Source organism: Streptomyces sp. NPDC048643 (genome assembly GCF_040650615.1).
Lineage (GTDB): Bacteria > Actinomycetota > Actinomycetes > Streptomycetales > Streptomycetaceae > Streptomyces.
Genome location: NZ_JBEZHO010000001.1, coordinates 198662 through 220120, shown reverse-complemented (window position 1 = coordinate 220120; position 21459 = coordinate 198662). Strand labels below are relative to the sequence as shown.

Below are 21459 nucleotides of genomic sequence, written 5' to 3'. Positions count from 1 at the left end.
CCGGCCCGTCTGCCATGAAGCGCAACGCTTTCCACACGTGTGGGTGACGAAGCGCAGTGGTGCCGTGACGTAGCGTTCGCAGCGTGATCGAACCGCACGCGCCTGCCCCACCCGGCGCGCCGCCGCCCTGGAGTGTCCAGGGCCAGGCGCGGCTGCCCGTCCGCCCGGGCGTCGGCCGGTTCCTCGTCCTGGCCGGCGTGTTCGTCTGCGCGGCCTGCGGACTGGTGTACGAACTGGAACTCGTCGCCCTCGCCTCCTACTTGATCGGCGACTCCGTCACCCAGGCCTCCGTGGTGCTGTCCGTCATGGTCTTCGCCATGGGGGTCGGCTCCCTCGCCGCGAAACGGCTGCGCCCGCGCGCCGCGGCCGGCTTCGGCGCGGTCGAGGCGGCTCTCGCGCTGGTCGGCGGATGCAGCGCGATGGCCCTGTACGCGGTGTTCGCCTGGACCGGCGGCTGGGGCGGCCTGTGGGCGGACGGGTCCCGCTGGCTGCTGGTGGCCTTCTCGCTCGCCATCGGCCTGCTCATCGGCGCCGAGGTCCCCCTCCTCATGGAGCTGATACAACGCATCCGCCGCCAGGACCCGGGCGGCGCGGTCGCCGACCTGTTCGCCGCCGACTACGTGGGCGCCCTCGTCGGCGGCCTCGCCTTCCCCTTCCTGCTGCTGCCCCTGCTCGGCCAGCTCACCGGCGCACTGCTCACCGGCACGGTCAACGCGGTCGCGGGCGGCGCCCTCGTGCTCGGCCTGTTCCGCAAGGACCTGACCCGCCGGGCGCGCTGGACCCTGCTCGTCGCCAACGTCGTCGTCCTCGGCCTCCTCGCCTCCGCCGCGGTACTGGTCGACGACTTCGAGCGGGCCGCGCGGCACGCCGTGTACGGAGGGGACGTCCGGGTGGCGCTGCGCAGCGGTGTCCAGGAGGTCGTCCTCGCGGGCGGCACCCGCGGGCGCCCGCTGCACCTCTTCCTCGACGGCCGCCTGCGGTTCAGCGGCCGCGACGAGCACCGTTACCACGAGGCCCTCGTACATCCGGCGATGAACGGACCGCACGCGCGCGTGCTCATCCTCGGCGGCGGTGACGGGCTCGCCGCCCGCGAGGTGCTGCGGCACCCCGGGGTGCGCCGGGTCGACGTCGTCGAGATCGACGCGGACGTCGTCCGGCTCGCCCGCCGCGACGCCGCGCTCACCGCCCTCAACCACCACGCGTACGACGACCCCCGCGTGCACGAGGTGACGGCGGACGCCTTCACCTGGCTGCGCGGGGCTGCCTCGACGTACGACGTGGTCGTCTCGGACCTCCCCGACCCGGGCATCACCGCGAGCACCAAGCTGTACTCGCAGGAGTTCTACGGCCTCGCCCGCCGTGTCCTCGCCCCCGGAGGGCGTCTCGTCGTCCACGCCGGGCCGCTCGCCGGGCGGCAGCGGGCGTTCTGGACGGTGGACGCGACGCTCCGCGCGGCGGGCCTGCGCACCACGCCCTACCGGGTCGCCGGACGGGACTCCGGGTTCGCCGCCGGACCCGACCGCACCATCGGCGGCTCCGTGGGCGCCCCGGGCGACTGGGGCTTCGTGCTCGCGGCCCGCTCGCCCGAGCCGCTGCGGCTGCCGGCCTCCGGACCGCGGCTGCGCACCCTCACCCGGGCGGCCCTGGCCGCCGACGCCCTGGCCGCCGATCGCAGCCGCCCGCACCGGCCCCTCGCGCCCTCCACGCTGGTGCACCCGCGGTACTCCGAGTGAGCAGGAGGTGCGGGAATCCCGGGATACCCGGGTGCGGTCCGGGGCGTGCTGGGTAGGCTCGGCTGACATGGAGCATGAGGTGTTCGTTCCGTTTCCGGCCGGGCCGCTCAGGGAGGCACTGGCCGACCCCGTCCGGGTCGCCCGCGCCGTCCCGGGGCTCCAACAGGACGCGTCGGCCGGCCCCGACGCCGAGCGGGACCCCGCCGGGACCGCGCACCCCCGGCCGGTACGGGTCGCCGGGCGCCTGAAGGTCCGCGTCGCCGGTCACACGATCACCTACCGCGGGGCCCTTCGGCTCACCGCCCGGGAGGACGGTTCCTACGCCGTCGAGGGCGACGGCACGGAGGTGCGCGGCAGGGGCGTGGTGAAACTGGCGCTCACCCTGCGTCTGGCGCCCGCCGAGGACGGTACGACGCTCACCTACGGCGGCACGGCGTCCGCCGACGGGCGCGTCACCGAACTCCCCGAGGACTCGGTCGGCGCGGCGGCCCGCCGCCTGCTGAGCCGCTTCACGGAGTCCCTGACGACGAGCCTCACGCCGGAGAACGGGGAGCCGGAGCCCCGGCCCCACAGCGGGACCGAGCCGCGCGCCGCCGCCGGGGAACCCGCGCACGAGCGCGAGCCCGGGGACTCCACGCCGACCGGGACGGACGCGGCGCCCGAGACGGCCGAGAGCGGACCCGAGGACGAGCACGCCGAGCCCGCCTCCGGCCCGGACGCCGGAACGGGACCCGCGGAGGGGGCGGAAGCGGCGGCCTCCGGCGACGGGACCGAGCCGGTGCCGGGTGCCGAGGCGTCCGGCCTCTTCGAGACCGACGTACCGCCTTCGTCCCTCGAACCGGGGGCCGAGGACGAGGACTTCGGGGACTTCGGGGGAGAGGCCTTCGTCGTGGAGGACGGGGAGCCGGGGGCCGAGGACGCGATGGCCGAGGCGGCCCACGCGCGGCGGACGATGATCGGACGCAGCGCCGAGGAGGTGGACCACGCCCCGCCGCGCGGCCGCTACGCCCCCGTCCCGCCCCCGGAGGCGACCGCCGCCCGTGCCACCCTGCGCTGGGCGGCCCCCGCCGCGGCCATCGCCGTGGCCTCGGCGATCGCCGTGACCCGCGCCCTGCGCAGGCGCAGGTAGCCACCGGAGGCCGACACCGGGCGCAGGGCGCCGGTGCGGGGCGGGTCCGCTGTGCGTGCGGGTGGGGCTCGGGAACGGGGAACGGACCAGTAGGGTCGCTGTGTGAGTGACGAAGACATCACGCTGACCGCGGGTGACGCGGAGGTGACCGTGACGCCGGGCAACGGCGGACGGATCGGGAGTCTGCGGGTCGGTGGCGTCGAACTGCTGCGGCAGGGCGCGAAGTTCGGGTGCTTCCCGATGGTCCCGTGGTGCGGGCGCACCCGGGACGGCCGGTTCCTCGACGGCGCGACCGTCCGGCAGATGCCGCTGAACTCCCCGCCGCACGCCATCCACGGCACCGCCCGCGACGGCGCCTGGAAGACGGCCCGCGCCACCGCCGACGAGGCCGTGATCACGTACGACCTGGTGGAGCCCTGGCCGCACCCCGGCCGCGTCACGCAGGCGTTCGCCCTCACCGGGGACGCGCTGACGGTCACCATGTCCGTGGAGACGTACGGGGACTCGTTCCCCGCCCAGATCGGCTGGCACCCCTGGTTCCACCGGAACCTCGGCGACGGCGGCGCGGACGTCCGGGTCGACTTCCTGCCCGCGTGGCAGGAGGAGCGCGGCGACGACCACCTGCCCACCGGCCGCCGCCTCGACCCGCAGCCCGGCCCCTGGGACGACTGCTTCGGCATGCCGGACGGCGTCGACGTCACCCTCACCTGGCCGGAGCGGCTGGAGCTGAAGGTCACCAGCCGCGAGGAGTGGGCCGTCGTCTACGACGAGCAGGAGGCAGCCGTGTGCGTGGAGCCGCAGACCGGTCCGCCGAACGGCCTCAACACCCACCCCCGCCTGGTCACCCCCATCGAGCCCCTCGAAGCCACCATGACCTGGAGCTGGCGGCGCCTCTAAGCTGGCGGCATGAGTGACGTCAACGCAGTAATGCCGGCAGGCACACGCGGCGAGCTGCTGCAGCAGATCAAGGACAAGGCCGTGGTGCACGGCAAGGTGACCCTCTCCTCGGGTCTGGAAGCCGACTACTACGTGGACCTGCGCCGCATCACGCTGGACGGCGAGGCCGCCCCGCTCGTCGGTCAGGTCCTGCTCGACCTGACCGAGGGGCTGGACTACGACGCGGTGGGCGGCCTGACCATGGGCGCCGACCCGGTCGGCACGGCCATGCTGCACGCCGCCGCGGCGCGCGGGCGCAAGCTCGACTCGTTCGTCGTCCGCAAGGCCGCGAAGGCGCACGGCCTCCAGCGTCGCGTCGAGGGTCCCGAGATCAAGGGCCGGCGCGTGCTCGTCGTCGAGGACACCTCGACCACGGGCGGCTCCCCGCTCGAAGCGGTCCAGGCGGTCCGGGAGGCGGGTGCCGAGGTCGTCGGCGTCGCCACGATCGTCGACCGGGCCACCGGAGCCGCCGAGAAGATCGAGGCGGGCACCGGCGTGCCGTACCTCTTCGCCTACTCCAAGGACGAGTTGGGCCTCGACTGACGACGCTCCCGCGGGACCCCGCCCGGCGCGGGGTCCCGTATGCCGGACACGGGGTGCGGACCATCCGGGCACGTCTGGAAAGATGGGGCCGACGATGACGTCGCCCCCCTAGGTCAGGGCCATAGCACCAGTCCCGTCGTACGGCAGCAGCAGTACGCAGACCCGCACATACAAGGAGCGGACAGATGCCCATCGCAACCCCCGAGGTCTACGCCGAGATGCTCGACCGGGCGAAGGCAGGCAAGTTCGCCTACCCGGCCATCAACGTGACCTCGTCCCAGACCCTGCACGCTGCGCTGCGCGGCTTCGCGGAGGCGGAGAGCGACGGCATCATCCAGATCTCCACCGGTGGTGCGGAGTTCCTGGGCGGCCAGCACAACAAGGACATGGTGACCGGCGCCGTCGCCCTCGCCGAGTTCGCGCACATCGTGGCCGCCAAGTACGACATCACGGTCGCGCTGCACACCGACCACTGCCCCAAGGACAAGCTGGACGCCTACGTGCGCCCGCTGATCGAGGTGTCCGCCGAGCGCGTCGCCCAGGGCCGGAACCCGCTGTTCCAGTCGCACATGTGGGACGGCTCCGCCGAGACCCTCGCCGACAACCTGGCCATCGGCCAGGAGCTGCTCGCGAAGGCCGTCGCCGCGAAGATCATCCTCGAGGTGGAGATCACCCCCACCGGCGGCGAGGAGGACGGCGTCAGCCACGAGATCAACGACTCGCTGTACACGACCGTCGACGACGCGCTGCGCACCGCCGAGGCCCTCGGCCTGGGCGAGAAGGGCCGCTACCTGCTGGCCGCGTCCTTCGGCAACGTCCACGGCGTGTACAAGCCGGGCAACGTCGTGCTCCGCCCCGAGCTCCTCAAGGACCTCCAGGAGGGTGTCGGCGCCAAGTACGGCAAGGCGAGCCCGTTCGACTTCGTCTTCCACGGCGGCTCCGGCTCCACCGCCGAGGAGATCGCCACCGCGCTGGAGAACGGCGTCGTGAAGATGAACCTCGACACCGACACCCAGTACGCCTTCACCCGCCCGGTCGTGGACCACATGTTCCGCAACTACGACGCCGTCCTGAAGGTCGACGGCGAGGTCGGCACCAAGTCGAAGTACGACCCGCGCACCTGGGGCAAGCTCGCCGAGGCCGGCATGGCCACGCGCGTGACCGAGGCCTGCGCCGCCCTGCGCTCCACGGGCACCCGCCTCAAGTAGGCGCGCACCCGCCCGCCCGGCCATGGCCGGGCCGACGCGGTCGCGCCCGCTCGTCACTTCCGGTAGGGCCCGGCACCCCACGCGGTGCCGGGCCCTTCCGTATGCTCCGGGGTATGGCTGTGCCCGAGCGGGACGCATCGGACGACGGACCCGACACCGCGGTCGGACCTGCCCTACGGATCGCCTCCCCGGCGGGGAAGTGGGTCCTGCTGACCACGGTCCTCGGCTCCAGCATGGCCCTGCTGGACTCGACGGTCGTCAACGTCGCCCTGCCGGCCATCGGCCGCGACCTGGACGCGAGCCTTGCCGCGCTCCAGTGGACCGTCAACGGCTACATGCTCTCGCTGGCCGGGCTGATCCTGCTCGGCGGCTCGCTCGGCGACCGCTTCGGGCGCCGGAGGATCTTCGTCGTCGGCGTGGTGTGGTTCGCCGCCGCGTCGCTGATGTGCGGGCTCGCGCCGAACGTCGGCATCCTCATCGCGGCCCGCGTGCTCCAGGGCGTCGGCGGGGCGCTGCTCACGCCCGGTTCGCTGGCGATCATCCAGGCCTCCTTCCACCCCGCCGACCGGGCCCGGGCCGTCGGCCTGTGGTCGGGCTTCGGCGGCGTCGGGGCCGCCGTCGGACCGTTCCTCGGCGGCTGGCTGGTGGACGGGCCGGGCTGGCGCTGGGTCTTCCTGCTGAACATTCCCGCCGCGCTGGTCTGCGTGCCCGTCGCCCTGCGGCACGTCCCGGAGTCCTCCGGCACCTTCGACGCGGGGAAGGCCGACAGCGGGGGAGCCGCGCCGCACCGCCGCTTCGACGTCCTCGGGGCGGTCCTCGGCGCGGCCGCCCTCGCCCTGGTGACGTACGCCCTGATCGAGGCCCGGAGCGGCTCCGTGCTCGTGCCGGTGACGGCCGTCGCGGGTGTGGCGGCGGCCGTGGCCTTCGTGCGGGTCGAACGGCGGCGGCCCGATCCGATGATGCCGCCGGACATCTTCGCGTCGCGCCAGTTCACGGCCGTGAACCTGGTGACGCTGTGCGTCTACGCGGCCTTCGGCGGCTTCTTCTTCCTGACCGCGCTCCAGCTCCAGGTGGTGGCGGGCTACTCCGCGCTCGAAGCCGGTACGGCCCTGCTGCCGACCACGGCCCTGATGCTGCTGTTCTCCGCCCGTTCCGGCGAACTCGCCCAGCGGATCGGGCCGCGCATCCCGCTCACGGTCGGCCCCCTGCTGTGCGCGACCGCCATGCTGCTCATGCTGCGGGTCGGCGAGGACGCCTCGTACGTCGCCGACGTGCTGCCCGCGCTGGTGGTGATGGGCCTCGGCATGGTCACCCTGGTCGCGCCGCTGACCGCGACCGTGCTGGCCTCGGTGGACACCGGGCGGGCGGGGCTGGCGAGCGGTATCAACAACGCGGCGGCCCGCGCCGCCGGTCTCGTCGCCGTGGCCGCGCTGCCCGTGCTCACCGGGATGGGTTCGGAGGCGTACCGCTCGGCGGACGCCTTCGACGCCGCGTTCCGGCGGGCGATGCCGCTGTGCGCGGGCGTGCTGGTGGTCGGCGCGGTGCTGGCCTTCACGATGGTGCGCCGTCCCGCCCCGGACTGCCGGCGCCCCGAGTGCCGCACCCACGGCTCGATCCTGGCGCCGCCGCTGGAGCCCCGCCGCACCGCCCACGGCACCCTGGGTCCCGCAGGCCCGGACACCCCCGGCCCGGGCCCGACACCCTGACCGCGCCCGGGCCCACGCGGGGCCCCTGACCGTGCCCCGCCCGGAAAGGTGCCGTCGCCGCTCCGCCGGGCGGTGGACCGAGTGCGGGCATGCGCCAGACTGGAACCCATGACGATTCACGAGAACCTCCTCGGGGGACCGCCCCCGACCCATCTCCCCGACGACCCGGAGCCGCGTGAGCTCCTCGCGAACGGCACGGCCCCCGCCGACGTCGCCGCCAAGTACCCCACCTCCTCACTCGCCTGGGCGCAGCTCGCCGACGAGGCGTTCGAGCGGGGCAGCGTCGTCGAGTCGTACGCCTACGCCCGTACGGGCTACCACCGCGGTCTGGACTCCCTGCGCCGCAGCGGCTGGAAGGGCCACGGCCCGGTGCCGTGGGACCACGAGCCGAACCGCGGCTTCCTGCGTGCCCTGCACGCCCTCGCCCGCGCCGCCGGAGCGATCGGCGAGCAGGAGGAGTACGAGCGCTGCAGCCAGTTCCTGAAGGACTCCTCGCCGACGGCGGCCCAGACGCTGGGCTAGTACCGGACCCCGTCCGCTCGGGGCCCTGATGCAGGTCCGCCTGGTGTGACCAGGCGGACCTTGCGGTTTCGGGGGACGATTGTGGAGGATGCCCGGTGGGGACCGGGGCCCCCGTGTCGGTAACGGCAGGGGCGGACCGCTACCCGGAGCACAACGCAGGAGACAGCGATGTCCCACCAGGCTCAGCCCACGCAGGCTCAGGAGCCCGAGACTCCGCATCTCGACTTCCAGGGCACGACGCCGTACGAGGACTACGTACAGGCCGACGTGCTCACCCACCTCCAGCACACCCTCTCCGACGACCCCGGAGAGATGGTCTTCCTGGTGACGACCCAGGTCATGGAGCTGTGGTTCACGGTCATCGTCCACGAGTGGGAGACGGCGGCGCGGGCCCTGCGCTCGGACGACATCCCCGTCGCGGTGGCCGCGCTGAAGCGTTCCGTACGCGAGCTGGAGGCGCTCAACGCCTCGTGGCGGCCGCTCGGACAGCTCACCCCCGCCCAGTTCAACTCCTACCGTTCGGCCCTCGGCGAGGGCTCGGGCTTCCAGTCCGCGATGTACCGGCGCATGGAGTTCCTGCTCGGCGAGAAGTCCGCGTCGATGCTCGTCCCGCACCGGGGCGCGCCGCGCGTGCACGCCGAGCTGGAGAAGGCCCTGCACGAGCCGAGCCTGTACGACGAGGTTCTGCGGCTCCTCGCGCGCCGCGGGCACGCGATCCCGGCCGCCGTGCTGGAGCGCGACGTGTCGAAGCGGTACGAGCCCGCCCGCGAGGTCGAGGCCGTCTGGACGGCGCTCTACGCCGGTGACGACAGCGACGAACTCGCCCGTCTGGGCGAGGCGTTGACCGACGTCGCCGAGCTGGTGTGGCGATGGCGCAACGACCATCTCGTCGCCACCCGAAGGGCGATGGGCTCGAAGACCGGCACGGGCGGCTCCGCCGGGGTGGCCTGGCTGGAGAAGCGCGCGCAGAAGAACGTGTTCCCCGAGCTGTGGACAGCGAGGTCCCATGTCTGAGCGAGCCCCCGAGTCCCTGGCCGAGCGGGCGGCGGAGCTGGACGCCGCCGACGAACTCGGCAAGCTGCGCGAGCGGTTCGTGCTCGACGACGTGGTGTACCTGGACGGGAACTCGCTCGGCGCGCTGCCGGTCGACGTCCCCGGCCGGGTCGAGGACGTCGTCCGCCGTCAGTGGGGCGAACTCCGCATCCGTTCCTGGGAGGAGAGCGGGTGGTGGACCGCGCCCGAGCGGATCGGCGACCTGATCGCCCCGCTCCTGGGCGCCGCCCCCGGCCAGATCGTGGTCGGCGACTCGACCAGCGTCAACGTCTTCAAGGCCCTGGTGGGAGCGGTACGGCTCGCCCCCGAGGGACGGGACGAGATCCTGGTCGACGCGACCACGTTTCCCACCGACGGCTACATCGCGGCGTCCGCCGCCCGCCTGACCGGGTGTGAACTGCGCCCGGTCGACCCGGCCGAGGTGCCCTCCGCGCTCGGTCCGCGCACGGCGGCCGTCCTGCTCAACCAGGTCGACTACCGCACGGGCCGGCAGTACGACCTGCCCGCCCTGACCGCCGCGATCCACGCGGCGGGCGCGCTCGCGGTGTGGGACCTGTGCCACAGCGCGGGCGCCCTGCCCGTCGGGCTCGACGAACACGGCGTGGACCTGGCGATCGGCTGCACCTACAAGTACCTGAACGGCGGCCCCGGTTCGCCCGCGTACCTGTATGTGCGCTCCGATCTCCAGGACCGCTTCGACTCCCCGCTGCCCGGTTGGAACTCGCACGCGGAACCCTTCGGCATGAGCCCGACGTACGCGCCCGCGCCGGGTGCGCTGCGCGGCCGGGTCGGCACGCCGGACATCCTCTCGATGCTGGCTCTCGAAGCGGCCCTGGAGGTCTGGGACGGTGTCTCGATCGACTCCGTCCGCGCGAAGTCCCTCGCCCTGACGGACTTCTTCCTGGAGTGCGTCGCCGCCTACGCCCCCGAGGGCCGCGTCGAGTCGGTGACTCCGGCCGCCCACGCGGAACGGGGCAGCCAGGTGGCGCTGCGCTGCGCGGACGCGGGCCCCGTCATGAAGCAGCTGATCGACCGGGGCGTCGTGGGCGACTTCCGCCACCCGGACATCCTTCGCTTCGGCTTCACCCCGCTGTACGTCGGCTTCAAGGAGACGGAACGAGCGGCACGCGTGCTGGCGGAGGTCCTGGGCCAGGAAAGTTTCAGCCCCTCCGGCGTTTGAGGAGCGGGGTCCGGGGCGGAGCCCCGGGGACGGGAAGGGCAGGGGCGGAGGGGGCGAAAACCCGTCCGCCCCACCGGCCCGCGGGACCGTTCGCGCCCACGGTCACCGGGGTCACCCCGGCCACCCAGGGGTCACCGGGGTCACCCGGCGACGACGAACACGCCCGCCACCGCGGCGGCCACCGCGGCGGAGGCGGCCAGCTCGGCATCGGCGGCACTCGGCACGGCACCGCCGGTGAGCAACCCGTAGTACAACGGCGCCGAAACAGCCCGCACGACCGCCCCCGCATCCGTCCCCACCGGCAACTCCCCCCGGGAGACGCCCTGTTCGACGCAGGGCGCCCACTCGGCGACCCGCACCTCGTAGAACCGGCGCAACGCCTCCGCCGTCCGCGCGTCACACGCCCCCGCGGCGATCACCGCCCGGAACAACGCCCCCTGCCGGGGATCGGCGAGCGTCCGCCGTACGAGCTCGGCGTTGGCGCGCAGGTCGCCGAGCACGCTGCCGGTGTCCGCGCGGGGGAGCGACTGCTCGGCCATGTCGCCGAGCAGGTCGGCGACCAGGGCCGTCACGGAGCCCCACCGGCGGTAGACGGTCGTCTTGCCGACCTCGGCCCGCCGGGCGACGTCGGCGAGGTCGAGGTGGGCGAAACCCTCCTCGGCGAGCACGTCGCCGGCGGCCCGCAGGACGGCGGCGCGGACACGTGCGGTGCGCCCGCCGGGACGTACGGTGCCGGGCTCGGCGGACTCGGCGGACATGTCGGTCTCCTTCGTGGATCACGTGCGGGCGGCGGGGGTGCCGACCGCCAGCGTAACGAAACAGCAGAACCGTTTAACCCTCACCGAGCGTGACAACCCCGTGTCGACGCACGTCACCGGCCTGATACCGTCCCGGCCAACGGCCGAATTCTTCCCTGGTCCGCCAAATCCGTTTCACCGCTGAGAGGTTGGAGCATGCAGGACGACGCCGCACCCCAGGACGGCTCCGACGCCGAAGAGGCGTCGGCCTTCTCCCACCCGGCCGTGGACCCCGACGTCACGGTGGCGTACGGCGACCACCCCGACCAGGTGATCGACTTCTACGCCCCGCGCGACCCCGACCCGGCGATCCCCACGCCCCTCGTGGTCCTCCTGCACGGCGGTGCGTGGCGGGCCCCGTACGACCGCCGGCACGTCACCCCGTTCGCGGACTTCCTGACCCGGCGGGGCTTCGCCGTGGCGAACGTCGAGTACCGCCGCGGGGAGGCTCCGGCGCCCGCGTCCGGCGGCCCGATCCCCGCGCAGGGCGGGCCGGTGAACCCCGGCCCGGTCGCCGGACGCTGGCCCGACACCTTCGACGACGTGGCAACAGCGCTCGACGCGCTGCCCACGCTGGTGCGCGAGGCGGTGCCGGGGGCCGATCCCCGCCGCATGGTGGTCGTCGGGCACTCGGCGGGCGGGCACCTCGCCCTGTGGGCCGCGGCGCGTCACCTGCTGCCCGCCGACGCCCCCTGGCGCACCGAGCGGTCCCCGCAGTTGCGCGGGGTCGTGGCGCTCGCTCCGATCGCGGATTTCGAGGTCGCGGAGAAGCTGGGTGTCTGTGGTGGGGCCGCCCGGCAGTTGCTGGGTGGGGAGGCCGGCTTCGACGAGCGTCTGCCGTACGCCGACCCCGTCCGGCTGCTGCCCACCGGGATCGCCACCACCCTGGTCCAGGGGCGGAACGACGTCGTGGTGCCGCAGGCTGTCGCCGAGGCGTATGCCGATGCGGCGGCGAAGGCGGGTGAGGTGGTCGGCCTGACGCTCCTGGAGGACGTCGGTCACTTCCCCCTCATCGACCCGGCGGCCGACGCCTGCGCGGTCGTGGCCGAGGAGATCGCCCAACTCGCCTGGTAGCCGGCCCGGTTGCCCGGCCCTCTCTGCCTCCACCGGGCCGGGCACACCCCTTCTTCGCCCCCTCCGCCCCTACCCGACCCGTACCCGGGGCTCCGCCCCGGACCCCGCTCCTCAAACGCCGGAGGGGCTGAAGAATCAGCCCGCACCCCGCCTCGACGCAACCACACCGGGTAGTACCTGAGACGGACCCCGAAGGACCCTCCTCGGAGGTGACGACCGCGGGGCGGGCGCGGCCTACCGTTTTGAGCGTGACCGACACCAGCCACCCCAGCCCGGAGTACCGCCTCGTCGCGGACCTGCGGCAGGACATGTTCCGCGACGTCTTCGCCTACCGCCCGCTGCCCCCCATGCGCACGGACGGCCCCCTCACCCGCCGTCTCTCCGGCACCCTGCGCGCATACGCCGCCTGGACCCCGCACGCGACGGTGGTGGCGGCCGGCCTGATCGCGATGGCCGCGGGCTACACCGCCGCCGACGGCGACGACGGCTTCGGGCCCCTGCTGTGCGGCCTCCTCGCCCTGCTCCCGGTGCTGGCCACGCTGATCCGCCCGATCGGCGCGTTCTGGTTCTCGATCGCGGCGGCCCCGGTCGTCGCCGTGTTCGGCGGCGCCTCGGGCGACTGGCCGTGGGCGCCGGGGAGCTTCATCGCGCAGGTGACGGTGATGACCGTCGTGGCGCTGCGCAGCCGCCCCCGCGTCGCGGCGTGGATGTGGCTGCTGACGGCGGCGTTCAGCATGTTCTCCGAGGCCCTGTTCGGTGGTGGCTACTACGGCTCCAACACGTTCCCGCTGCTGTTCGTCTCCGCGCTGGCCCTGCTGGTCGTCACGGTCCGCACCATCCGCCGGGCGGCGGAGCAGGAGGTGACCGCGCACCAGTCGGAGACGGCGCAGGAGCGTTCCCGGCGCACGCTGCTGGAGGAGCGCACGACGATCGCGCGCGAGCTGCACGACGTCGTCGCACACCACATGTCGGTCGTGGCCATCCAGGCGGAGGCGGCCCCTTACCGGGTGCAGAACCCGCCTCCGGAGCTGGAGCAGGCCTTCGTCACGATCCGCGAGAACGCGGTCGCCGCGCTCACCGAACTGCGCCGGGTGCTGGGCGTGGTGCGGGCCGAGGACTACGAGGCCCCGGACGCCCCGCAGCCCACGCTCGGCGACCTGGACGCGCTCCTCGCCAACGTCCGTGAGGCGGGCCTGACCGTGGAGAAGGTGGTCACCGGAGCGGTGCGCGAGCTGCCGCAGGGGGTCGAGTTGTCGGCGTACCGGATCGTCCAGGAGGCGCTGAGCAACGCCCTGCGGCACGCGCCGGGCGCGCCGGCCCGGGTGGAGATCGGTTACGTGCTCGGCGGGCTCGGCCTGCGGATAGTCAACGGCCCCGCGCCGGTGACGTCGCTGGAGAAGTCCTCGCACGGCGCGGGGCACGGCATCACCGGCATGCGCGAGCGGGTCACGATGCTGGACGGCGAGATGACGGCGGGGGTGACGGACGACGGGGGCTACGAGGTGGCGGTGTTCCTGCCGGTGCCGTCGGCGGAGGAGACGGGATGACACGGGACACGCTCGGCGGGGGCACGTACGGCGGCACGGACGGCGGGACGGAAGCCGGCAGGATCCGGGTGCTGATCGCCGACGACCAGATGATGGTCCGCGAGGGCTTCTCGGTGCTGCTCGGCGCGATGCCGGACATCGAGGTGGTCGGCGAGGCGGTCAACGGCCGCGAGGCGGTGGACCGGGTCCGCGAACTGGCCCCGGACGTCGTCCTGATGGACATCCGGATGCCGGAGATGAACGGCATCGAGGCGACCCGGGAGATCGTCGCGGCGGACGGCGCCGCGAAGGTGCTGGTGCTGACGACGTTCGACCTCGACGAGTACGTGTACCAGGCGCTGCGCGCGGGAGCGTCCGGCTTCCTGCTGAAGGACGCGTCGGCGCGCCAACTGGCGGACGGGGTAAGGGTGGTGGCGGCCGGTGAGGCGCTGCTCGCCCCCTCGGTCACCCGGCGCCTGATCACGGAGTTCTCCAAGCTCGCGGACACGCCCCGGATGACGGCGACGGCACACGCGGCGTACGGGGACCTGACCGACCGGGAGACGGAGGTCCTGGTGCTGATCGCGCAGGGCCTGTCGAACGCGGAGATCGCCGGGCGGCTCGTCGTGGCGGAGTCGACGATCAAGACCCATGTGAGCCGCATCCTGGTGAAGCTGGGCCTGCGGGACCGTACGCAGGCCGCGGTGTTCGCGTACGAGGCCCGCCTGGTCACCCCGCGCTGACGCCCTCCGGCCCGGCCCTGCCCCGCCCACCTCGGGCACCTCGCCCCGGTCACCCCTGTTCAGCGGGGGTCTCCTCGGGCTAGCGTCCGGTCATGGCAGCTTTGGAGACGTCCGCCCGGACACCGGCCCCGGGGGCCTTCGACCCGTGGGACCCGGCGTTCGTGGCGGATCCCTACCCGGCGTACGAGGAACTGCGGGCACGGGGCCGGGTGCACCACTACGAGCCGACGGACCAGTGGCTGGTGCCGCATCACGCGGACGTGTCGGCGCTCCTGCGGGACCGCAGGCTCGGCCGGACCTACCAGCACCGGTTCACGCACGAGGACTTCGGCCGGACGGCGCCGCCGCCGGAGCACGAGCCGTTCCATGTGCTCAACGACCACGGGATGCTGGACCTGGAGCCCCCGGACCACACGCGGATCCGCCGGCTGGTGTCCAAGGCGTTCACCCCGCGCACGGTGGAGCGGCTGAAGCCGTACGTGGAGGGGCTGGCCGGTGAGCTGGTCGGCCGGCTGGTGGAGGCGGGCGGCGGCGATCTGCTGACCGACGTGGCGGAGCCGCTGCCGGTGGCCGTGATCGCGGAGATGCTGGGCATCCCGGAGTCCGACCGCGCGCCGCTGCGGCCCTGGTCGGCGGACATCTGCGGGATGTACGAGCTGAACCCGTCCGAGGAGGTCGCGGCGCGGGCGGTCCGGGCGTCGGTGGAGTTCACCGAGTACCTGCGGGTGCTGATCGAGGCGCGGCGCAAGAAGCCGGCGGACGACCTGATCTCGGGGCTGATCGCGGCGCACGACGCGGGCGACCGGCTCACCGAGCAGGAGATGATCTCCACCTGCGTCCTGCTGCTGAACGCCGGGCACGAGGCGACGGTCAACTCCACGGTCACCGGCTGGTGGAACCTGTTCCGGCACCCCGCGCAGCTGGCCGATCTGCGGGCCGATCACACGCTGATCCCGTCGGCGGTCGAGGAGCTGCTGCGCTACGACACCCCGCTCCAGCTCTTCGAGCGCTGGGTGCTCGACGACATCGAGATCGACGGGACGACGGTGCCGCGGGGCGCGGAGATCGCGATGCTCTTCGGTTCGGCGAACCGTGACGCCGAGGTGTTCGCGTCCCCGGACGCCCTGGACCTGTCCAGGGCGGAGAACCCGCACATCTCCTTCAGCGCGGGCATCCACTACTGCATCGGCGCTCCACTGGCCCGCATCGAGTTGGCCGCGTCCATGAGCGCGCTGCTGACCAGGGCTCCCGGGCTCCGGCTCACCGAGGAGCCGGTCCGCAAGCCGGGCTTCGTGATCCGCGGCCTGGAGGGTCTGAAGGTCGAGGTCTGAGACGGGCCCGAGGTCGAGGTCCTGGCACGGTCGAGGTCCGGGCACGGTCGGGGGCCGCCCACGGTCGCGACCCGCGTCACCGCCTCACCGCGTCGTCACGTCGTCAGGTCCCTCCGCCGCAGGGCCACCAGTCCCGTAGCCGTGAGGGTCGCCGCGAGCCCGGTGAGGGCGAGGACCGGGGGCCAGGCCATGGCGTCGCCCGGCAGCTTCGGGAGGTGGCCGAAGGGGGAGACGTCCAGGACGGCCTGGGGCACGTTGAGGGCGGGGCCGATCCAGCCGAGCAGGAGGGCGAGGCCGGCCGCGGCCCAGGCGCCGGGCGCGAGCCGGGGGGAGAGGCCGTACAGGAGGACGGCGAGGCCGCCGAGCGTCCAGACGGCCGGGACCTGGACCAGGCAGGCACCGAGGACCGGGCCGAGCTCCGATCCGTGGCCGAGGCCCAGGCCGAGCCCCCCGAGCAGCATGACGAGGACCGTGCCGCCGAAGGCGAGGACCAGGTGGCCGGACGCCCAGCGCAGTCGGCCCACCGCGGCCGCGAGCAGGGGTTCGGCGCGCTGCGAGGTCTCCTCGCCGTGCAGCCGGAGCACGGAGGAGACGACGTACAGGGCGGCGACCATGCCCAGCAGGTTCACCATGGTGGCGAGGAAGGCGTCGGTGAGGCCGTTCCTGCCGCCCATCCGCTCGATGATGTCGCGGGTCGCGGCGTTGTCGCCTACCAGGTCGGCGGCGCCCCGGGTGATGGCTCCGAAGGCGGCGCCCGCGGCGAGGAAGCCGAGGCTCCAGCCGAGTACGGCGCCGCGTTGCAGCCGCCAGGCCAGTGCGCCGGCCGTGCCGAGGCGGCCGGTCGCGGGACCGGGCCGGCCGGGCAGGAAGCCCATGCCGAGGTCACGGCGTCCGGCGAGCGCGTAGGCGACGGCGCCCTGTGCGGCGACGGCGGCGGCGAACAGCACGAGCACCCACCACCGTTCGTCCGCGAAGGCGCGGATGTTCTCCAGCCAGCCGATGGGGGAGATCCAGGTCAGCACGGACGAGCCGTCGTCGCTCGCCGCGTCGCCCGCCGCCCTGAGGACGAACGCGGCGCCGAGCAGGGCGCCGGTCAGTCCCCTGGCGAGCCGGGCGCTCTCGGTGAACTGGGCGACGACGGCCGCCACGGTCGCGAAGACCATGCCGACCCCGCCGACGGCCAGTCCGAGCGCCAGGGCACCGGTGCCGCCCTGGCCGGCGAGGCCGGCGGCGACGAGCAGCGCGAGGGCACCGTTCGCGACGAGTGCCGCGAGCAGGGCCGCGGTCAGCGGGGCGCGCCGCCCGACCATCGCGGCCGAGACGAGTTCCTGCCGCCCGCTCTCCTCCTCGTCGCGGGTGTGCCGGACGACGATGATCAGGCTCATGACGGCGGCGAGCACGCCCGCGAAGCCGCCGACGCGCCAGGCGGTGAGCCCGCCGAGCGAGTCGGCGAACACCGGTCCGTAGGTGGCGCGCAGGGAACTGTTGGTGAGCATCTGCCGGGCCACGTCGGCCCGTTCGGCCGGCGTCGCGTAGACGCTCTTCAGCGAGCCCGGCAGCGAGAGAACCAACAGGCCGGTGACACCGACCCACAGGGGCATGGTCACGCGGTCGCGGCGCAGCGCGAGCCGCAGCAGCGTGCCGGTGGCGGCCAGCGGGCGCGCACCGCCGCCGCGGACGGCGAAGGCGTCGGCGGTCGTGGCGGTCATCGGGCCGCCCCTTCGGACGCGCCCCGGAACGCGGCCTGTCGGCGCCCGCCGTCCGAGCCGCCGTCCGATCCCTCGTCCTGGTAGTGCCGAAGGAACAGCTCCTCCAGGGTGGGCGGGGCGGAGGTCAGCGACCGGACGCCGGAGTCGGTGAGTGAGCGCAGGACGGCGTTCAGCCGCTGGGTGTCGACCTGGAGCCTGACCCGGCTGTGGACACCGTCGGGCAGGGGCCCGGTGTCCTGGACGTCGAGGCCGTGCACCCCGGACAGCTCGGCCAACGCGCCCGGTGGGCCGGTGAGTTCGGCGGTGACGCTGGTGCGGGTCAGGTGGCGCAGCTCCGCCAGGGAGCCGCTCTCCACGGTCCTGCCCGCCCGGATGATGCTGACGCGGTCGCAGAGTTCCTCCACCTCGCTGAGGATGTGCGAGGACAGCAGGACGGTGCGGCCCCGCGCGCGCTCCTCCTGGACGCACCGCCGGAAGACCTCCTCCATCAGCGGGTCGAGGCCCGAGGTGGGTTCGTCGAGGATCAGCACGTCGACGTCGGAGGCGAACGCGGCGACGAGCGCGACCTTCTGGCGGTTGCCCTTCGAGTAGGTGCGGCCCTTCTTGGTGGGGTCCAGCTCGAAGCGCTCGACGAGGTCGGCCCGCCGCGCCGGGTCGAGGCCGCCGCGCCGGCCCCCGTGCAGCCGTCCGTACAGGTCGATGACCTCGCCGCCGGACAGGTTGCGCCACAGCGTCACGTCGCCCGGGACGTAGGCGACCCGGCGGTGCAGCTCGACCGCGTCGGCCCAGGGGTCCATGCCGAGCATCTGGGCCGCCCCCGAGTCGGCGCGCAGCAGACCGAGCAGGACCCGGATGGTGGTGGACTTCCCGGAGCCGTTCGGACCGAGGAAGCCGTGCACCTCACCGGCCTCGACCTCCAGGTCGAGCCCCTCCAGCGCGTGTGTCCTGCCGAACGCCTTGTGGAGCCCGGAGACGCTGATTGCCTTCGTCATGTTTCAGAACGTACGCTTACTTCAGAAATTTGTGAAGTTAAGGAAACGTATGAACCCCGGATACACTCGACGATGACGCGCGAGCAGGGGAGATGATCGACCGATGGCGGAACCGACCACGGCGGACCGGGATCCGGAGGCGGTCTCGCAGTTCGTCGAGGGATTCGCGGCGCAGCTCGTCGAGGCCGGGATGCAGCGGATGCCCGCGCGGGTCTTCGCGGCCCTGCTGGCCTCCGACGCGGGCGCGATGACCTCCGCCGAGCTCGGTGATCAGCTCCAGGTCAGCCCGGCCGCCGTCTCCGGGGCGGTGCGCTACCTCGCCCAGCAGCACATGGTCTCGCGCGAGCGGGAACCCGGCTCACGCCGCGAGCGCTACCGCGTGCACAGCAACCAGTGGTACGAGGCGCTGACCAACCGGGACGCGGTGCTCAAGCGCTGGGAGCAGGCCCTGCGCTCCGGCGTCGACAGCCTCGGCCCGGCCACCCCCGCCGGGCACCGGCTCTCCGAGACCCTCGCGTTCTTCGAGTTCGTCGACGGTGAGATCGCCGCGATGATGGAACGCTGGCGCGCCCACCGCGAGAAGCTCTACGGCGACTCCTGACCCTTCCGGCCCCCGTCCGGCCCCGGTCCGGGAGGCCGGCCCGGAAGGCGTGGCCTTCTCACCGCACCGTGGGCAGCGTCAGCCCCCAGGCCGACTCCCGCACCGTCCACGTCCGGGTCCGCACCGGGCCGCTCACCACGGAGTCCGCGCGGTAGCGGAAGTCGGCGCCGGAGACCGTGACCCGGTGTCCGGTCAGCCGGAGCGGGGCGGCCTCGGCGCCCACGGACACCGGACGGACCTCGATCTCGGCGCCGGCCCCCGACATCCCGGGGGTCACCGACACCGTCTCCACGGGCTGGTCCAGGTCCACCACGCACACGCCGTCGACCTCGATCCGCAGCCGGGAGGGACCGTGCGCGGGGCCCGCGGCCGGTCGGGCGGGGCGGGAGGCGAGCGTGCGCACCAGGGACTGGCAGGTGCGCAGCCAGGGATGCGCGCCGTGTTCCCCCGCCTCTCCGGGGACCGTGCCCAGCGCGGCGGCCGGCCGGGCGGGCAGGGACGGGATGCGCAGCGCGCCGAGCACCACGCCGTCGCTGTCGTCCACGAGCAGGTCGAGGCGGCGCTCGGCGCCGTCGAGGACCGTCCGGGCCGCCGCCACGGCGCCCGTCGGCACCCCGAGCGCCCGGGACAGCGACAGAACGCCGCCCACGGGCACGAGGGACAGGCCGCATCCGGCCAGCTCCCGCTGCCGGTGGAGCAGGCCCACCGCCCGCAGCAGGGCGCCGTCGTCGCCGATGACGACGGGTCGCCGCGCACCCCGGCGGATCAGCGCCCGGGCGAATTCCTCGGGTCCCTCCGGAAGGCACACCTTGGTCGCCGCACCCGCGCTGAGCACGTCTTTCGCGATGCGCACGGACTCGCCGTCCGTCCGTCGGGCGACCGGGTCGATGACCACCAGAAGCTGGTCGGAAGCCGCCACCTCGGTCCTGCCTCGCTTCCTCGGGTAGCATCTTTGTGCAAGAGCCCCTTGCGCTATTGCGCCAGGGGCTTCGTCTATTCCGGGGCATCCGGTCCGACGGTCGCGGCCAAAGGTGGTCGCCGGCGTACTCAGCTGTCTCCAGAAGCAGCCGCGTACGTCCCCGACCTTGGACATGCCCCGCCCGGAAGGGGTGTACGCCTGTGCCCGCACTTGTGCTGCTCGGTGCTCAGTGGGGTGACGAAGGCAAGGGAAAGGCCACCGACCTGCTCGGTGGATCCGTGGACTATGTGGTGCGCTACCAGGGCGGCAACAACGCCGGCCATACGGTAGTCGTGGGCGATCAGAAGTACGCCCTCCACCTCCTCCCTTCCGGAATCCTCACGCCGGAGTGCACTCCGGTGATCGGCAACGGAGTCGTCGTCGACCCGTCGGTCCTGTTCTCCGAGCTGAACGGACTGAACGAGCGCGGTGTCGACACCTCCAAGCTCCTGATCAGCGGAAACGCTCACGTCATCACGCCGTACAACGTCACCGTGGACAAGGTGACGGAACGCTTCCTCGGTAAGCGGAAGATCGGCACCACCGGACGCGGCATCGGCCCGACCTACGCGGACAAGATCAACCGCGTCGGCATCCGCATCCAGGACCTCTACGACGAGTCGATCCTCATCCAGAAGGTCGAGGCGGCGCTGGAGGTCAAGAACCAGCTGCTCACCAAGCTCTACAACCGGCGCGCCATCGAGGTGAACCAGGTCGTCGAGGAGCTGCTGGCCTACGCGGACCGGCTCCAGCCGTACGTCGCGGACACTGTCCTGGTGCTGAACCAGGCGCTGGAACAGGACAAGGTCGTGCTCTTCGAGGGCGGCCAGGGCACGCTGCTGGACATCGACCACGGCACGTATCCGTTCGTGACGTCGTCGAACCCGACCGCGGGCGGCGCCTGCACGGGTGCCGGTGTCGGCCCGACCAAGATCAGCCGGGTCATCGGCATCCTCAAGGCGTACACGACCCGGGTCGGCTCGGGTCCGTTCCCGACCGAGCTGTTCGACGCGGACGGCGAGGCGCTGCGCCGCATCGGCGGCGAACGCGGTGTGACGACCGGCCGCGACCGGCGCTGCGGCTGGTTCGACGCGGTCATCGCCCGCTACGCGACCCGCGTGAACGGCCTGACCGACTTCTTCCTCACCAAGCTGGACGTCCTGACCGGCTGGGAGGAGATCCCGGTCTGCGTGGCGTACGAGATCGACGGCAAGCGCGTCGAGGAACTCCCGTACTCCCAGACCGACTTCCACCACGCGAAGCCGATCTACGAGACGCTCCCCGGCTGGTCCGAGGACATCACCAAGGCGAAGACGTTCGCGGACCTCCCGAAGAACGCCCAGGCGTACGTCAGGGCGCTGGAGGAGATGTCCGGTGCCCCGATCTCCGCGATCGGCGTCGGCCCGGGCCGTGACGAGACGATCGAGATCAACTCGTTCATCTAGTACGGGACTTCAGGCGGACCAACGCCCCCGGCCGGATCTCCGGCCGGGGGCGCTGTCGTGCCCGGGGACGGACGGGGGAGTGAACGCGTCCCGACGCCGGGGGCGGGGGAGTCCCCGGGCCGGCGCGAACTGACCGTTACTTGACCGGGAGATGGGGTGCTCCTGGTTCCGGAGGGGCCGGTGGGAGACCACGCTCTACGCGTGTAGTCCCGCACGGCTCGCAGACCTCGAAGACCCCCGCACGGTCCGTACGTCCGCCCCTCGCCCCGTCCC

19 protein-coding genes are annotated in these 21459 nt (G+C 73.3%); 15 read left to right on the top strand and 4 right to left on the bottom strand.

Annotated features, from left to right (window positions below; all coding sequences use genetic code 11):
* Nucleotides 1–83 precede the first annotated feature (83 nt).
* From AB0C62_RS00905 to kynU, 9 genes are all read left to right on the top strand, one after another.
* Complete coding sequence (locus AB0C62_RS00905; RefSeq protein ID WP_362968962.1) at nucleotides 84–1733, top strand: polyamine aminopropyltransferase; 1650 nt, start codon at nucleotides 84–86, stop codon at nucleotides 1731–1733.
* Between the two features lie 67 nt (nucleotides 1734–1800).
* Nucleotides 1801–2862, top strand: coding sequence for a carbon monoxide dehydrogenase (locus tag AB0C62_RS00900; RefSeq protein WP_362968961.1), 1062 nt, complete (start codon nucleotides 1801–1803; stop codon nucleotides 2860–2862).
* 102 nt (nucleotides 2863–2964) lie between these two features.
* The gene (locus AB0C62_RS00895; RefSeq protein WP_362968960.1) at nucleotides 2965–3759 is read left to right on the top strand and encodes an aldose 1-epimerase; all 795 of its coding nucleotides are present in this window, start codon (nucleotides 2965–2967) and stop codon (nucleotides 3757–3759) included.
* Between the two features lie 9 nt (nucleotides 3760–3768).
* A complete protein-coding gene (gene pyrE, locus AB0C62_RS00890; RefSeq protein WP_362968959.1) occupies nucleotides 3769–4341 on the top strand; it encodes an orotate phosphoribosyltransferase in 573 nt (190 codons plus the stop codon).
* Nucleotides 4342–4526: 185 nt separating this feature from the next.
* Nucleotides 4527–5549: a class II fructose-bisphosphate aldolase gene (gene fbaA / locus AB0C62_RS00885; protein WP_362968958.1), complete on the top strand. Its 1023-nt coding sequence runs from the start codon at nucleotides 4527–4529 to the stop codon at nucleotides 5547–5549.
* A gap of 113 nt (nucleotides 5550–5662) precedes the next feature.
* Nucleotides 5663–7255, top strand: coding sequence for an MFS transporter (locus AB0C62_RS00880; protein ID WP_362968957.1), 1593 nt, complete (start codon nucleotides 5663–5665; stop codon nucleotides 7253–7255).
* A gap of 108 nt (nucleotides 7256–7363) precedes the next feature.
* Entirely contained in the window at nucleotides 7364–7777 is a 414-nt protein-coding gene (locus tag AB0C62_RS00875; protein WP_164372831.1) for a DUF3151 domain-containing protein, read from the top strand.
* Nucleotides 7778–7945: 168 nt separating this feature from the next.
* Nucleotides 7946–8791: a tryptophan 2,3-dioxygenase family protein gene (locus tag AB0C62_RS00870; protein ID WP_362968956.1), complete on the top strand. Its 846-nt coding sequence runs from the start codon at nucleotides 7946–7948 to the stop codon at nucleotides 8789–8791.
* Nucleotides 8784–10010, top strand: coding sequence for a kynureninase (kynU, locus tag AB0C62_RS00865; RefSeq protein ID WP_362968955.1), 1227 nt, complete (start codon nucleotides 8784–8786; stop codon nucleotides 10008–10010). Before AB0C62_RS00870 ends, kynU begins: the two co-directional genes overlap by 8 nt.
* A 140-nt stretch (nucleotides 10011–10150) precedes the next feature.
* On the opposite strand, the gene AB0C62_RS00860 is transcribed toward kynU, so the two are convergent.
* Complete coding sequence (locus tag AB0C62_RS00860; protein ID WP_362968954.1) at nucleotides 10151–10768, bottom strand: TetR/AcrR family transcriptional regulator; 618 nt, start codon at nucleotides 10766–10768, stop codon at nucleotides 10151–10153.
* Between the two features lie 195 nt (nucleotides 10769–10963).
* On the opposite strand from AB0C62_RS00860, the gene AB0C62_RS00855 reads away from it, so the two are divergent.
* The 4 genes from AB0C62_RS00855 (at nucleotide 10964) to AB0C62_RS00840 (ending at nucleotide 15481) form a co-directional block, all read left to right on the top strand.
* A complete protein-coding gene (locus AB0C62_RS00855; RefSeq protein WP_362968953.1) occupies nucleotides 10964–11881 on the top strand; it encodes an alpha/beta hydrolase in 918 nt (305 codons plus the stop codon).
* A gap of 308 nt (nucleotides 11882–12189) precedes the next feature.
* Complete coding sequence (locus AB0C62_RS00850; protein WP_362969112.1) at nucleotides 12190–13428, top strand: histidine kinase; 1239 nt, start codon at nucleotides 12190–12192, stop codon at nucleotides 13426–13428.
* A gap of 68 nt (nucleotides 13429–13496) precedes the next feature.
* Nucleotides 13497–14150, top strand: a complete 654-nt coding sequence (locus AB0C62_RS00845) for a response regulator transcription factor (protein ID WP_362969111.1) — start codon at nucleotides 13497–13499, stop codon at nucleotides 14148–14150.
* Between the two features lie 92 nt (nucleotides 14151–14242).
* Nucleotides 14243–15481 (top strand): cytochrome P450, encoded by a 1239-nt coding sequence (locus AB0C62_RS00840; RefSeq protein ID WP_362968952.1) that lies wholly within the window; start codon nucleotides 14243–14245, stop codon nucleotides 15479–15481.
* A 95-nt stretch (nucleotides 15482–15576) separates the two neighbouring features.
* Here the strand turns inward: AB0C62_RS00840 and AB0C62_RS00835 are convergent, their stop codons facing one another.
* Both AB0C62_RS00835 and AB0C62_RS00830 read right to left on the bottom strand, forming a co-directional pair.
* Nucleotides 15577–17190: an ABC transporter permease gene (locus tag AB0C62_RS00835; RefSeq protein WP_362968951.1), complete on the bottom strand. Its 1614-nt coding sequence runs from the start codon at nucleotides 17188–17190 to the stop codon at nucleotides 15577–15579.
* Complete coding sequence (locus tag AB0C62_RS00830) at nucleotides 17187–18182, bottom strand: ABC transporter ATP-binding protein (protein WP_362968950.1); 996 nt, start codon at nucleotides 18180–18182, stop codon at nucleotides 17187–17189. The genes AB0C62_RS00835 and AB0C62_RS00830 overlap by 4 nt, the downstream gene beginning before the upstream one ends.
* 103 nt (nucleotides 18183–18285) lie before the next feature.
* Here AB0C62_RS00830 and AB0C62_RS00825 point away from each other — a divergent pair, with 103 nt between their 5' ends.
* Complete coding sequence (locus tag AB0C62_RS00825) at nucleotides 18286–18783, top strand: helix-turn-helix domain-containing protein (protein ID WP_362968949.1); 498 nt, start codon at nucleotides 18286–18288, stop codon at nucleotides 18781–18783.
* Nucleotides 18784–18841: 58 nt separating this feature from the next.
* Here the strand turns inward: AB0C62_RS00825 and AB0C62_RS00820 are convergent, their stop codons facing one another.
* Nucleotides 18842–19702 (bottom strand): diacylglycerol kinase family protein, encoded by an 861-nt coding sequence (locus AB0C62_RS00820; RefSeq protein WP_362968948.1) that lies wholly within the window; start codon nucleotides 19700–19702, stop codon nucleotides 18842–18844.
* Nucleotides 19703–19902: 200 nt separating this feature from the next.
* Here AB0C62_RS00820 and AB0C62_RS00815 point away from each other — a divergent pair, with 200 nt between their 5' ends.
* Entirely contained in the window at nucleotides 19903–21186 is a 1284-nt protein-coding gene (locus tag AB0C62_RS00815) for an adenylosuccinate synthase (RefSeq protein ID WP_164372841.1), read from the top strand.
* The last annotated feature ends 273 nt before the right edge of the window (nucleotides 21187–21459 follow it).